This is a genomic window from Saccharopolyspora sp. NPDC045839 (genome assembly GCF_056431645.1).
In genome coordinates this window covers 14,556-28,566 of record NZ_JBWKKH010000010.1, presented here as the reverse complement: position 1 = coordinate 28,566, position 14,011 = coordinate 14,556, and the positions used below count along the sequence as shown (strand labels likewise).

At 70.3% G+C, this 14,011-nt stretch carries 12 protein-coding genes; 9 read left to right on the top strand and 3 right to left on the bottom strand.

Going from position 1 to position 14,011, the window contains the following annotated elements; all coding sequences use genetic code 11:
• The first annotated feature begins 127 nt into the window (after positions 1–127).
• From AC07EQ_RS16290 to AC07EQ_RS16265, 6 genes are all read left to right on the top strand, one after another.
• Positions 128–895: an urease accessory protein UreD gene (locus tag AC07EQ_RS16290; RefSeq protein ID WP_478388753.1), complete on the top strand. Its 768-nt coding sequence runs from the start codon at positions 128–130 to the stop codon at positions 893–895.
• Complete coding sequence (locus AC07EQ_RS16285) at positions 892–1,782, top strand: urea transporter (protein ID WP_478388752.1); 891 nt, start codon at positions 892–894, stop codon at positions 1,780–1,782. The genes AC07EQ_RS16290 and AC07EQ_RS16285 overlap by 4 nt, the downstream gene beginning before the upstream one ends.
• A gap of 301 nt (positions 1,783–2,083) precedes the next feature.
• The gene (gene pdxH, locus AC07EQ_RS16280) at positions 2,084–2,737 is read left to right on the top strand and encodes a pyridoxamine 5'-phosphate oxidase (RefSeq protein ID WP_478388751.1); all 654 of its coding nucleotides are present in this window, start codon (positions 2,084–2,086) and stop codon (positions 2,735–2,737) included.
• 244 nt (positions 2,738–2,981) lie between these two features.
• On the top strand, positions 2,982–4,280 hold the full coding sequence (locus AC07EQ_RS16275; protein WP_478388750.1) for an MFS transporter: 1,299 nt from the start codon (positions 2,982–2,984) through the stop codon (positions 4,278–4,280).
• A 102-nt stretch (positions 4,281–4,382) separates the two neighbouring features.
• On the top strand, positions 4,383–5,786 hold the full coding sequence (locus AC07EQ_RS16270; RefSeq protein WP_478388749.1) for an APC family permease: 1,404 nt from the start codon (positions 4,383–4,385) through the stop codon (positions 5,784–5,786).
• 69 nt (positions 5,787–5,855) lie between these two features.
• Positions 5,856–6,776, top strand: coding sequence for an aldose 1-epimerase family protein (locus AC07EQ_RS16265; RefSeq protein ID WP_478388748.1), 921 nt, complete (start codon positions 5,856–5,858; stop codon positions 6,774–6,776).
• Positions 6,777–6,955: 179 nt separating this feature from the next.
• Here AC07EQ_RS16265 and AC07EQ_RS16260 read toward each other — a convergent pair whose 3' ends face one another.
• On the bottom strand, positions 6,956–8,101 hold the full coding sequence (locus AC07EQ_RS16260) for an acyl-CoA dehydrogenase family protein (RefSeq protein WP_478388747.1): 1,146 nt from the start codon (positions 8,099–8,101) through the stop codon (positions 6,956–6,958).
• A gap of 142 nt (positions 8,102–8,243) precedes the next feature.
• Between AC07EQ_RS16260 and AC07EQ_RS16255 the strand changes: the two genes are divergently transcribed.
• From AC07EQ_RS16255 to AC07EQ_RS16245, 3 genes are all read left to right on the top strand, one after another.
• Positions 8,244–8,852, top strand: a complete 609-nt coding sequence (locus AC07EQ_RS16255; protein ID WP_478388746.1) for a TetR/AcrR family transcriptional regulator — start codon at positions 8,244–8,246, stop codon at positions 8,850–8,852.
• Positions 8,849–9,775 carry a carbohydrate kinase family protein gene (locus tag AC07EQ_RS16250; protein WP_478388745.1) on the top strand — a complete coding sequence of 309 codons (927 nt, stop codon included), beginning with the start codon at positions 8,849–8,851 and terminating at the stop codon, positions 9,773–9,775. Before AC07EQ_RS16255 ends, AC07EQ_RS16250 begins: the two co-directional genes overlap by 4 nt.
• A 387-nt stretch (positions 9,776–10,162) precedes the next feature.
• Positions 10,163–11,467: a citrate synthase gene (locus AC07EQ_RS16245; protein ID WP_478388744.1), complete on the top strand. Its 1,305-nt coding sequence runs from the start codon at positions 10,163–10,165 to the stop codon at positions 11,465–11,467.
• 278 nt (positions 11,468–11,745) lie between these two features.
• On the opposite strand, the gene AC07EQ_RS16240 is transcribed toward AC07EQ_RS16245, so the two are convergent.
• Positions 11,746–12,921, bottom strand: coding sequence for an ABC transporter permease (locus AC07EQ_RS16240; RefSeq protein WP_478388743.1), 1,176 nt, complete (start codon positions 12,919–12,921; stop codon positions 11,746–11,748).
• Positions 12,918–13,829 (bottom strand): ABC transporter ATP-binding protein, encoded by a 912-nt coding sequence (locus tag AC07EQ_RS16235; RefSeq protein WP_478388742.1) that lies wholly within the window; start codon positions 13,827–13,829, stop codon positions 12,918–12,920. The genes AC07EQ_RS16240 and AC07EQ_RS16235 overlap by 4 nt, the downstream gene beginning before the upstream one ends.
• Positions 13,830–14,011 lie beyond the last annotated feature (182 nt).

The window sequence follows — 14,011 nt, the reverse complement described above, 5'->3', positions numbered from 1 at the left end:
CGGCCACCTGACGTCCGGGAAGCCCGGAGTGGGGGGGGTGGGGTTTGCGCTTGACTACCCCCCCCCCCCCCCCCCTGTCCCGGGTGGCGCTTCCCCGCAAACCCCCCGCGGCGGAAGGCGGTGCGGCGTGCGCGCCAGTGCGCTGCTGACCGTGGAGCTCGGCGCCGGCGGGCGCAGCGTCGTGCGCGAGCTCCGCTCGGAGGCGCCGATGACGCTGGTGCCCCGGCGCGCGGTGACGGCCAGCCCGGACGGCACCGCCGTGGTGCACCTGGTCGGCTCGGCGGCCACGCCGGTCGGCGGCGACCAGGTCGACCTGCGGGTCCGCGTCGGGCCGGGCGCCCGGCTCCGGCTGCGCGGCACCGCCGCCACCGTCGCCCTGCCCGGGCAGCACGGCGGGACCAGCCGGTCCACCGTGCACATCGAGGTGGGCGCCGACGGCGTGGTCGACTACCTGCCCGAAGCCACGGTGATCAGCGCCCGCGCCGATCACCGGGCCGAGATGCGCATCGAGCTCGGCGACGGCGCGCGGGCCAGGTGCCGGGAGACGATGGTGCTCGGCCGGTACGGCGAACAGCCCGGCCGGCTGACCACCACGACGCACCTGGTCCGGTCGGGGATTCCGCTGCTGCGGCAGCAGCTGGACATCGGTGCGGACCGGCTCGGGGCGAGCACGGGTTACCTCGCCGGCGCGCGGGTGCTCGCGACCGAGGCGGTCGTGTGGGGCGACGATCCCGCCGAGCCGGTCAGCGGCGAGTGGTGGTCGCTGGTGCCGCTGGCCGCGGGAGGCGCGATGGCCACCGCGCTGGGCGAGAACGCCGTGACCGCGGAGCGCCGGCTCGCCGAGGCGATGGAGCACCACCCGGAGGCGAAGGAACTAGGGGTTCACAGCTGGTGAATGCCACTTCGAAGGCAACGGAGCCCGAAGTGCGGCACGGCGCGCGGCACCTGCTGCGCGCCGTGCCCACGGGCATTTCGCAGGTGTACCTGCAGGACAGCGTGCCCGCCGGACTGCTGTTCGTGGTCGCGCTGCTGCTGGCCGGCCCGCAGCTCGCGCTGGCCGCGCTGGTCGGCAGCGCCGTGGGCGTGCTGACCGCGGCGGCGCTGCGGGTGCCGCACGAGCGAATAGGCCAGGGCCTGTTCGGCTTCAACGGAACGCTGGTGGTGCTGGGAGCGGTCGGCTCCTTCCGGCCGCTGGGACTGGCGTTGCTGGTCGGAACCGCGGGGGCGGTCGTCGCGACGGTGCTGATGCGCATCGCGGACGCCTTCCTCACGGTCCCTGCCCGCACCGCCCCCTTCGTGCTCACCTACTGGCTGACCGTCTACTTGGGACACCGGCTGGACTGGGCGCCCGCAGCCGCGCCGACGCCGTCGCCGGTGCTCGGCCTGCACGGCGACTACCTCGGCCTGTTCACCGCCGAGTCGGAGGTGTTCCTGGTCAGCGGCTGGCTGCCGGGCGTGGTGATGCTGATCGGGTTGGCGCTGGTGCGGTTCCGGCTGGCCGTGGGCGCGTTCTGCGGCGCTGCCGCGTCGGTGCTCGCCGTCGAGCTGCTGCCGGTCACGCCGCCCGGTGTCAGCGCCGGGGTGTACGGCTTCAATGCGGCCCTGGTCGTGGTCGGGCTGCTGAGCACCGGGCGCGGTTGGCGCTCGTGCGTCCTCGCGGTGCCCGCGGTGCTGTCGCTGCACGGCGCGATCGAGGCGGTGGGTCTGGTGCCGACCACGTTGCCGTTCGTCCTGGCGATGTGGACCGCGGATCTGCACCAGCGGTACCGCGGGTCGACCTGAGCCCGGTTTGTTCTGTTTTAGCTGCTAAAGGGCATTTCGCCGGAAGGTGTGAGATGGCTGGTTCTGGCGGGTGGTCTCACGATCTGCGGGCGTCCGAACGAGTGTGGGAACGATCACTGCATCGGTTGCGGAATCGATCGTGAAGCACCGCTGATTCGGCGTGCGTTCGGATCCCGTTTACCGTCGTACGCGTGGCTGGCGCCACCAACCGTGTCGCGCCGGCCGGTCCAACCCGTACCGTCCGGCGAACAGCCGGAGAAGTCGAGTCGTGCCGCTGCCGGGCGAGTCAGGGAGGAAGAGGATGTCGGAGGCCAACGTCGCGCTGCCGTCCATGCGGGTGTCCTACGAGGCGGGGGCGTTGGACGAGTCCTCGCTCGCCGCCACCTGGCACGAGCAGCTCCAGCTGTGGTTCGACGAGGCGGTGCAGGCCGACCTGGTCGAGCCGAACGCGATGGTGCTGGCCACGGCCGACGCTGAAGGCATCCCGTCCTCGCGCACCGTGCTGTGCAAGGGGTTCGACGAGCGGGGCGTGGTGTTCTTCACCAACTACACCTCGGCCAAGGGCCACGACCTCAAGGCCACCCGGGTCGCCGCCGCCACCTTCCCGTGGCTGGGCCTGCAGCGCCAGGTCAACGTGCGCGGCACGGTGGAGAAGGTGGCGTCTGCGGAGACCGCCGAGTACTGGGGCGAGCGCCCGCGCGGCTCCCAGCTGGGCGCCTGGGCTTCGCCGCAGTCGCGGGTGGTGGCCAACCGCGCCGCGCTGGAGGCGTCGCTGAGCGGCATCGAGCGGCGCTTCGCCGAGGCGGAGAAGGTGCCGGTGCCGCCGCACTGGGGTGGCTGGCGGATCCGCCCGGAGTCGGTGGAGTTCTGGCAGGGACGCCCGGACCGACTGCACGACCGGCTGCGCTTCCGCCGCACCAACGACCTCTGGACCGTCGAGCGCCTCGCTCCCTGAGTGCTCCCCCCGGGTGTGTCCGCAATTTCAATGGAAATCGAAGGTCCGATTTCCATTGAAATTGCGGAAGTTGTCCACAGGTGTCGGCGTGTCGTGGTCCGACACGCCGATGGTCCCCAGTTTCAATTGAAACTGGGGAACCTGGACGTCGGGCAGCGGTGGGTGCCCCGGGCGTTAGACATCGGTCACACGGGGCGAAAAATCGAATGCCGTTAGCCGGTCTAATGGCTAGTGTTTTGCATTTGTGCAGTCCAGCAGCGGAACCCCGACCACATCCCGTCGATCCATCAGATCCCTGCTGAGCAAGGTCTTCCTCGACACCCGGCCGCTGAAGTACCCGGCGTACCGCCGGCTGTGGCTGTCGAACATCGTCACCGCCGTCGGCGCGCAGTTCTCCGCGGTCGCGGTGCCCAAGCAGCTCTACGACATCACCGGCTCCTCCGCCTACGTCGGCCTCGCCGGGATCTTCGGCCTGGTGCCGCTGCTGGTGTTCGGCCTGTGGGGCGGCGCGATCGCGGACACCGTCGACCGCCGCAAGCTGCTGCTGATCACCAACGGCGGCCTGGCCGCCAGCGCGCTGCTGCTCTGGGTGGTGGCCGCGGCGAACGTCCAGTCGGTGTGGCTCGTGCTGATCCTCTTCGCCGCGCAGCAGACGTTCTTCGCCGTGAACATGCCCACTCGCGGCGCCGCGATCGCCCGGCTGATCCCGGTGCACCTGCTGCCGTCGGCGCAGGCGCTCGGCGCCACGGTGTTCCAGCTCGGCTCGATCGCCGGGCCGCTGCTGGCCGGCGTGTTGCTGCCGGTGCTGGGGCTTTCGGTGTTGTACCTGGTGGACGCGGTGGCGTTGTGCGCGGCGTTGTGGGCGGTGTTCCGGCTTCCGCCGCTGCCGCCGCAGGAAGGCGCCCCGAAGCGCGCCGGGCTGCGCGCCGTGCTGGACGGATTCCGCTACCTCGCAATGCATTCCGTGCTGCTGGCGTCCTTCCTGCTGGACATCATCGCGATGGTGTTCGGCATGCCGCGGGCGCTGTTCCCGGAGATGGCGGAGCGCACCTTCGGCGATCCGCCGGGCGGCGGGGCGGCGCTGGGCTGGCTGTTCGCGGCGATCCCGCTGGGCGCGTTCGCGTTCGGCGTGTTCTCCGGCTGGCTGCACCGGATCGCGCGGCACGGCGTCGGCGTCACCATCGGGGTCGTTGCGTGGGGAATCTCGGTGATCGGGTTCGGCTGGTCGGATTCGCTGTGGCTGGCGGTGTTCTTCCTGGCCCTGGGCGGCGGCGCGGACCTGGTGAGCATGGTCTACCGGAGTTCGATCATGCAGACGGCGGCCACCGACGAGATGCGCGGCCGCATCCAGGGCGTGTTCACCGTCGTCGTCGCGGGTGGCCCGCGGCTGGCCGACACGCTGCACGGCCTGGCGGGCGCGGCGATCGGGACTGCGACGGCGGTCACAGTCGGCGGCGTTCTGGTCGTCGTCGGCGCGGTCATCGCGGCGGCCCTGCTGCCCGCCTTCTGGCGCTACCGGGCACCCGTTTCCGAGCAGCAATGATCTCGGACTGGGCAGGGTGCCACGCCTGAGCCGACCGCAGCAGTGCAGTTCGACCAGGGGTGGGCAGACAGCTCGACCAACCGCATTGCACACTTTTCAGCTATGGCCAACGAGACGACCGTGAACGACGACGCGCCCGGCGGTGCGCAGGAGCCTGGCCTCAAGAAGGTGATGGGCCCGAAACTGCTGCTCTTCTTCGTGGTCGGAGACATCCTCGGCACCACGATCTACTCGCTGACCGGCAAGGTCGCCGGCAAGGTGGGCGGGGCGCTGTGGGTTCCGTTCCTGGTCGCCTTCGTGGTCGCCTTCCTGACCGCGTTCAGCTATCTGGAACTCGTCGGGAAGTACCCGAAGGCGGGCGGCGCGCCGCTGTACGTGCACAAGGCGTTCGGAGTGCACTTCCTGACCTTCATCATCGCGTTCGCGGTGATGTGCTCGGGAATCACTTCCGCCGCATCGGCCGCACAGGCGTTCAGCGGTGACTACCTGGAGGCGATCGTCGGCGACGGCGTCTCCTCGTGGGCCTGGCTCGTGGCGATCGGCTTCCTGCTCCTGCTGGCCGCGATCAACTTCCGCGGCGTCGGCGAGTCGGTGAAGATGAACGTGGTGCTGACCTGCGTGGAGCTCACCGGGTTGGCGATCGTGATCGTCTTCGGCCTCATCGCGCTGATCTCCGGGACGCACAGCCCCGACGTCGATCCGGACCCGGGCCGGCTGCTGGAGTTCAACGCCGGCACCTCGCCGCTGCTGGCGATCACCTCGGCGACCGCGCTGGCGTTCTTCGCGATGGTGGGCTTCGAGGACTCGGTGAACATGGCCGAGGAGACCCGCGACCCGGCCAAGACCTTCCCGCGCGCGCTGCTGGTGGGCATGGTCATCACCGCTTCGATCTACCTGGTGATCGCGCTGATCACCTCGACGCTGGTGCCGACCGAAACGCTGGCGGAGTCCGACGGACCGCTGCTGCTGGTCGTGAAGGCCGCGGCGCCGTGGTTCCCGCCGCTGCTGTTCTCGCTGATCGCGCTGTTCGCGGTGACCAACACCGCGCTGATCAACATGCTGATGGCCAGCCGCCTGGTCTACGGCATGTCGCGGGAGCGCATCATCCCGAAGCAGCTGGGGCTGGTGCACCGCACGCGGCGCACGCCGTGGGTGGCGATCGTGTTCACCAGCGTCATCGCGGTGGTCCTGGTGAGCTCGCTGAAGATCTCCGACCTGGGCAGCACCACCTCGCTGCTGCTGCTCGTGGTGTTCGCGGTGGTCAACGTGGCGGTGCTGGTCCTGCGCAAGGACAAGGTCGAGCACAAGCACTTCAAGGCGCCCACCTGGGTGCCGGTGCTGGGTGCGCTGACCTGCGCGTTCTTCGCCAGCCCGCTGTCCGGCCGGCCGGGCACGGAGTACATCATCGCCGGCGTCCTGCTGGGCATCGGCGTGATCTTCTGGGCGATCAACTTCCTCATCGACGGCCGCAAGCAGAAGTTCGACGCCGCGAAGCTGGGCAAGTAAGTCGTACCTCGAGGGCCCTCCGAGCCGATTTCGTCGGCTCGGGGGGCTTTCTGCTTCTACAGTGGCGATGTGCACGAGCCTGTTCCCGCCACCGGGCGGCAGTTCGAGATCACTTCCGGCGCCGCGCGCGCCGTGGTCACCGAAGTCGGTGCGGCGCTTCGGGTTTTCGAGGTCGACGGGGTGCCGTACGCGGAGTCCTTCGACGCGGACCGGCTGCCGCCGGGCGGCGCGGGCGGGGTCCTGGTGCCGTGGCCGAACCGGGTCGCCGGGGGCCGCTGGTTGTTCGACGGGGAGCCGCAGCAGCTGGCGCTCACCGAGCCCGCGAGACAGAACGCGATCCACGGCCTGTTGCGGCACACGGCGTGGACCCTCGTCGAGCACGCCGAGTCCACAGTGGTCTTGCATGCGATGGTGCCCGCGCAGCCGGGCTGGCCGGTACCGCTGCTGACGTCCATCGGCTACGCCCTGGACGAAGGCGGCCTGACCGTCACGCACACCGTGGAGAACCTCGGGGCGCGGGCGGTTCCGTTCGGGGTCGGCGTGCACCCGTATCCGCGCGCGGGCAACGCCGCGACCGACGACTGCACGCTCCGGCTGGCGGCGGCGACGGTGCTGCCGGTGGACTCCGAGCGGTTGCTCCCGGTGCGGCCGCCGCGGGGCCTGCAGGGCGACGAGGTGGACTTCCGCACCGGGCGCCGGCTGGCCGGGGTGCTGCTGGACACCGCCTTCGGCGGCGCGACCCCGGCGCCGGGCGACGACCTCGTGCGTCACAGCCTCACCGACCCGGACGGGCGCGGCGTGCAGCTGTGGGCCGACCCGGTGTTCAAGTGGGTCCAGGTCTACACGGCGGACGACTTCCCGGGGCGGGGCAGGGCCATCGCGATCGAGCCGATGACCTGCCCGCCGGACGCGCTGAACTCCGGGGTGGACCTGCTGGTCCTGCAACCGGGCGAGAACTGGATCGGCCACTGGGGTCTCAAGCCCCTCTGACGCCAACACCTTCCACCATGCGGAACCCCGGGTTCCATGCCCGCAATTTCAATGGAAATCGGACCTTCGATTTCCATTGAAATTGCGGACCTCCGGTGTGTCGGGTGCACGACACGCCGGAGGTTGTGGATAGACGCTGTGGATAACTTCCGCAATTTCCATTGAAATTGCGGAAGTTGTCAGGCCTTGGCCAGGTGGCGGGCGATGAGCATGCGCTGGATCTGGTTGGTCCCCTCGAAGATCTGCAGGACCTTCGCCTCGCGCATGTAGCGCTCCGCAGGGAAGTCGCGGGTGTAGCCCGCGCCGCCGAGCACCTGGACGGCGTCGGTGGTCACCTTCATCGCCGCGTCCGTCGCGACGAGCTTCGCCACCGACGCCTGCTGCCCGAACGGCAGCCCGGCGTCTCGCCGCCGCGCGCCGTCGAGGTACGTCGCCCGGGCCGAGTGCACGGCCGCGGCCATGTCGGCGAGCAGGAACTCCAGGCCCTGGAACTCGATGATCGGCCGCCCGAACTGCTGCCGCTGCTTCGCGTAGTCCACCGCGAGGTCCAGCGCCGCCTGCGCCAGCCCGACCGCGCAGGCCGCGATGCCGAGGCGGCCGGAGTCCAGCGCCGACAGCGCGATCTTCAGCCCGTGGCCCTCGGTTCCGATGAGCCGCTCCGCGGGCACCCGCGCGTCCTCGAAGTACAGCGGCGTGGTCGGCGAGCCGGTGAGCCCCATCTTGTGCTCGGGCGGGCCGGCGGAAAGCCCCGCCGTGCCGCCGTCGACGAGCAGGCAGCTGATGCCGAGCGGCCCTTCGTCCGAGGTCCGGGCCATGAGCGTGTAGAAGTCCGCCACACCGCCGTGCGTGATCCAGGCCTTGGCCCCGTTGACGGCGTACGAGTCATCCTGCCGCGCGGCCCGCGTGCTCAGCGCCGCCGCGTCGGAGCCGGCGTGCGGCTCGGACAGCGCGTACGCGCCGAGCAGTTCGCCGCCGATCATCTCCGGCAGCCAGCGGGAGCGCTGCTCCGCGCTGCCGAAGTGGGCCAGCGGGTAGCAGCTCATGGTGTGCACCGACAGGCCGACGCCGACGGTCATCCAGGCGCTGCTGAGCTCTTCGAGCACCTGCAGGTACACCTCGTACGGCTGGGCGCCGCCGCCGTGTTCCTCCTGGTAAGGCAGGCCGAGGAAACCCGCCTGCCCGAGCAGCCGGAAGGCGTCGCGCGGGAACTTCTCCGCGGCCTCGTCGCCCGCCGCGCGCGGGGCGAGCTCATCGCGGGCGATCTCGCGTGTCAGCGCGAGCAGGTCGGTGGCTTCCGCGGTGGGAAGCAGGCGTGGGACGGCCATGGCGGATCGCGCTCCTGATTGCCAGTGTGACAGCTGCCGGTAGTACTGCTGGCGGTACTGTAGGACGTCCGACAGTACTGTGAAAGTCTCACCAGTAGGAACCCGCGCAACAGTTCGAGGGTGCTGTGGCAGGCTTCGTCCGATGACCACCTCCGAAGGCCGTCGCCGGCCGGTGAACGCGCGGCGGGCCCAGCTGCTGGACCGGCTGCGCGACCTGTTCCTCGCGGAGGGGTTCGCGCACTTCACGCTGGACGACCTGGCGGCCCGGCTGCACTGCTCCAAGTCGACCCTGTACACGCTGGCGGGAAGCAAGGAGCAGCTCGCCGTCCGCGTCGTCGCCCACTACTTCAAGGGCGCCACGCAGCTGGTCGAGCAGCGGGTCGCGGCGGCCGACGACGTGCGGGAGAAGGTGCGGGCGTACCTGGATGCCGCGGCCGAGGCGCTGCGCCCGGCGTCCCGCGAGTTCATCGACGACATGGCCGCCAACATCGCGACCCGCACCACCTACGAGGCCAACGCGCACGCGGCCGCGGACCGGCTCCGCGGCTTCATCGGCGAGGGCGTGCGGCAGGGCGTGTTCCGGGAGGTGCACGCCGCGTTCGTCGGCGAGATGGTCGGGCTGACCATCGTCGGCATCCAGCGCGGCGAGATCGGCGAGCGCACCGGCCTGTCCGACGCGGCGGCCTTCGAGGCGTTGTCGCAGTTCCTGCTCGGCGGGCTGACCGCCCAGTACACAGTGGAGGAAAAGTGATCGTCATCGGCGGTGAGGCCCTCGTCGACCTCGTTCCGGACCCGTCCACGGCGGACGGCGAGCTCGGGCCGCTGCACCCTCGCCTCGGCGGGGGTCCGTACAACGTCGCGATCGCGCTGGGGCGGCTCGGCGTTCCCGCCGCGTTCTTCGCCCGGCTGTCCACGGACCAGTTCGGCGACAAGCTCCTCGAACGCCTGCGGTCTTCCGAAGTGGACGTCGACCTGGTGCAGCGCGGCCCGGAGCCGACGACGCTGGCCGTGGTCGGGCTGGCCGAGGACGGTTCGGCCCGCTACAGCTTCCACACCGAAGGCACCGCCGCCCGCTTCGTCGCGGACCGGCCGCTGCCAGCGCAGGCCACCGCCCTCTGCCTGGGCACCCTCGGCATGGTGCTCGAACCCGGCGCCTCGGTGTACGAGGAGGTGCTGTTCCGGGAGGCCGCGCGCGGCCGGTTCATCGCGCTGGACCCGAACATCCGCGCCGATCTGATCGCCGACCCCGACGCCTACCGCGCGCGGTTCGCCTCCTGGCTGCCGTCGGTGGGGCTGCTGAAGGTCTCGGACGACGACGCCGAATGGCTCGCGGACGGCGGGGACGTGCTCGCCGCGGCCCGCGAGTGGCAGTGCAGCGGCCCGGCGGCCGTGGTGCTGACCAGGGGAGCCGACGGGCTGACCGCGGTGACCGGCGACGGCGAGGTGTCGGTGCCGGGCGTGCGCGCCGAGGTCGCCGACACCATCGGCGCGGGTGACACCGTTCAGGGCGCCCTGCTCGCGTGGCTGCACCGCAACGACGCGCTGTCGGCGGACGCCGTACGCGCGCTCGACCGGGAGCAGTGGGAGCAGGCGCTGCGGTTCGCCGCGGCCGCCGCTGCGGTCACCGTCTCCCGACCGGGTGCCGAGCCGCCGTGGGCCGCCGAGTTGGCCTGATGGTCGGCGAACCGCGTCTGACGTGCGCGAGGACACCTTGTGAGGTAAACCGCGCGAGGCCGACCGGTCGAGATCGGGTTAGCCCGATCGGATGGGCCCGTTGGTCACGATGAACTGCTCGTCCGGCTTCGGAGCGTCGAAAATTTTCCGTCGGAAGCGCCCCGATGTGATGTGATCGTGGTCCCACCTGCCAAAAAGCCGAAACGCGATTGCTGCGCTGGGGCCCCACTGCGGTCTAGCGTGACTACTGACAGGACCCCAACGGGGTGGTGCTGCGGCGGTTCGGACACCCCGACCGGCGCGCGGGCGACATCGCAGCCCTGCCGCTTGGCTGGGCAACCGCGGTCGCCTCGACACGCACCCCCGACGAGCGCGAGAGGTTCCCGAATGCCCGACGACGTGACCGCCAAACGTACCGTCGCGCTGCGCTATGACGCCGGCGAGCACGAAATGCAGGTGAAGCAGCCGACCGAGGGCGCCCCCGGGGTGGATCTCGGCAAGCTGCTGACTCAGACCGGTTTGGTGACGTTGGATCCGGGCTTCGTCAATACGGCGGCCTGCCTCTCCGACATCACCTACATCGACGGTGACGCCGGCATCCTCCGCTACCGCGGCTACCCGATCGAGGAGCTCGCGGCGAAGTCGAACTTCATCGAGGTCAGCTACCTGCTGATCTACGGTGAGCTGCCGACCCAGCAGCAGTACGACGAGTTCGCCGAGCGGATCCGGCGGCACACCCTGCTGCACGAAGACCTCAAGCAGTTCTTCGACGGCTTCCCGCGGGACGCGCACCCGATGCCGGTGCTGTCCTCCGCGGTCTCCGCGCTGTCCACCTTCTACCAGGACAGCCTCAACCCGTTCGACAAGGACCAGGTGGAGCTGTCCACCGTCCGCCTGCTGGCGAAGCTGCCCACGATCGCGGCCTACGCCTACAAGAAGTCGGTCGGCCAGCCGTTCCTGTACCCGGACAACTCGCTGGGCCTGGTGGAGAACTTCCTCCGGATGACCTTCGGTTTCCCCGCCGAGCCCTACGAGGTCGACCCGGTGCTGACCCGCGCCCTCGACCTGCTGTTCATCCTGCACGCCGACCACGAGCAGAACTGCTCCACGTCGACGGTCCGGATGGTCGGCTCCGCCGAGACCAACCTGTTCGCCAGCATTTCGGCCGGCATCAACGCCCTGTTCGGCCCGCTGCACGGAGGCGCGAACAGCGCGGTGCTGGAGATGCTGGAGGGCATCCAGGCCAACGGCGGTGACGTCGACTCGTTCGTCAACCGGGTCAAGAACAAGGAGCCCGGCGTCCGGCTGATGGGCTTCGGGCACCGGGTCTACAAGAACTACGACCCGCGCGCGGCGATCATCAAGAAGACCGCCGACGAGGTGCTCGGCAAGCTCGGGGCCAACGACCCGCTGCTGGACATCGCCCTGAAGCTCGAGGAGAAGGCGCTCGCCGACGACTACTTCGTCGAGCGCAAGCTCTACCCGAACGTCGACTTCTACACCGGCCTGATCTACAAGGCGATGGGCTTCCCGACGAAGTACTTCACCGTGCTGTTCGCGCTGGGCCGGCTGCCCGGCTGGATCGCGCACTGGCGGGAGATGCTGGAGGACCCGGCCCGCAAGATCAGCCGTCCGCGGCAGGTGTACACCGGTTCGCCGGAGCGCTCCTACCAGGCGATCGACCAGCGCTGAATCGAAACCTGAATCCAGTCGGCCGCCGACGCGACCGACCCACGTGCGGCCCCGGACACCGGCCTTTCGGCCGGTCCCCGGGGCCGATCCGTGTCCGGGGTCGGCTCGGCCCCCCCGGGCAGTCCGCAGTCCCGACGCAATTTCAATGGAAATTGCGGGACGACAACGGCGTGTCGCGCCCCGACATGCCGTTGCCTGTGGACAACTTCGGGACCCTGCGGACAACTTCCGCAATTTCAATGGAAATCGGACCTTCGATTTCCATTGAAATTGCGGTTTCAGGCGGCGCGGAGGGCGTCGCGGAGCTTCATGCGGGCTCCGGTGTGCAGCACCGCGTTGCTGTAGATGCGGCCGCCGAGGCGGAGGAGTAGCGCGATGGCCGCAAGGCTCAGCACGACCGACAGGGCGATCTCCCACGGGGCGGCGACGCCGAGGGCGATGCGCATCGGCATCAGCGTCGGTGCGAAGCCCGGCACCAGCGAGAGCACCGCGGCGAGCGTGCTGTCCGGCGAGCTCGGCAGCATCGAGACGCCGATGACGAACGGCACGACCAGGACCATGATCACCGGACTGATCACGTTCTGCAGGTCCTCCTGGCGGGACACCAGCGAGGACGCCGCGGCGAGGACCGTCGCGTAGGTGAAGAACCCGAGCAGGAACCAGGCCAGCCCCCAGCCGAGGGTGCCCGCCAGCGCCGCGGACGGCAGCGTCAGCACGCCCCCGGCCCCGGACGCGACCAGGCCCGCGGCGGCGATGATCACCAGCTGCAGCAGGTTCGTCAGGCCGATGCCGATCACCTTCCCGGCGAGCAGCTGGGTCGGCTTGATCGTGGACAGCAGCAGCTCGACGACCCTGCTGGACTTCTCCTCCACGACGCCCTGCGCGACCATCTGACCGCCGATGATCAGGAACATGTAGAGCACGACGCCGGCCGCGATGGCCAGGCCGAGCCGCTCGCCGAGGTGCGGGTCCTCGGTCTCCAGGCTGGTCACGGAGACGTGCGCGCTCTCGGTCGCGGCGCGGACCCCGGCCGGATCCAGCCCGGCGCGGGTGAGTTCGGCGTTCAGCGCCTGCTGCTGCACGACCGCGTCCAGCGCGCCCCGGAGTTCGCTGTCCGGGCTCCGCTTGACGACCAGTCGCGGCGCGTCCGGCGTGCCGGTGATCAGCGCTTCCAGGTCGCCGTCGCGCACCTGCCGCTCGCCTGCGGCCTCCTCGACGGTGCTGATCTCGAAGGACTTGCCGAAGGCCGTGCCGGCGGCCTGCAGCGGCGCGCCGACGGCCGCCGCCTGCGCGGTGATGCCGACCTTCGTCGTGCCGGCCTGGTGGCCGATGAACATCATGAGCGCCGCGTAGCCGCCCATGATCAGGATGGTGGCGACGGTGCCGGCGATGAAGGCGCGGGTCCGCACCCGGGTGCGGATCTCCCGGCGGGCGACCAGCCAGACGGGGCTCATGCGGCGGGCTCCTCGGAGACGACGTTGCGGAACAGTTCGGTGAGCGCGGGCCGGTGCCGGCTGAACTCGCGGACCGGTCCGGTGGCCAGCGCGGCCTTGAGCACCGCCTGGTCGTCCGCGTCGTCGGCGAGCCGCAGCGTGGTCCGGCTGCCGTCGACCTCGACGACCTCGGCGCCGGGTACGTCGGCGGCCCAGCCGGGCTGGGCGTCGGGGGCGTCGACGACCAGCGTGGCCGGGCCCTGGTCGCGGAGTTCGGCGACGGTGCCGCAGGCCACCATCTGTCCACTGCGGACGATGCCGACCCGGTCGCACAGCCGCTGCACCAGGTCGAGCTGGTGGCTGGAGAACACCACCGGCACCCCGGAAGCGCACTTCTCCCGCAGCACCTCGCTCATCACGTCCACCGCGACCGGGTCGAGCCCGGAGAACGGCTCGTCGAGGATCAGCACCTCCGGGTCGTGCACCAGCGCGGCGGCCAGCTGCACCCGCTGCTGGTTGCCCAGGCTGAGCTTCTGCACCTCTTCGCCGCGGCGGGCGGCCAGCCCGAGCCGTTCGGTCCACCGCTCGGCGGCGCCACGAGCGTCCGCAGTGGACAGGCCGTGCAGTTCGGCGAGGTAGGCGAGCTGCTCGGCCACCTTCATCTTGGGGTAGAGACCGCGCTCTTCTGGCATGTAGCCGATCCGGCGGCGGGCTTGCAGGTCCAGCGGCGTGCCGTTCCAGCGCACCTCCCCGGAGTCGGCGGCCAGCACGCCGAGCGCGATGCGCATCGTGGTGGTCTTGCCTGCGCCGTTGCTGCCGACGAACCCGAACATCTCGCCCGCGCGGACGGAGAACGTCATCTCCCGCAGCGCGACGACGTCCCCGTAGCGCTTGGAGATCCGGTCGATCTCCAGTTCGCGATCAGGCATCCCGTCTCCCTGGATTGGCTCGAACATCCATTCTGACTGGTGACGGGCGAATATGCAGGATATTTGCGTTTTCCGGGAGGCGGCGCGAGGCTGAATCGCCGGGTCGCCCGGACTTCGTGCGTTCTGGGGTCGTGCGTGTTTTGTGCTGCTGTAGCAACACAAAACACGCACGACCCGTGATC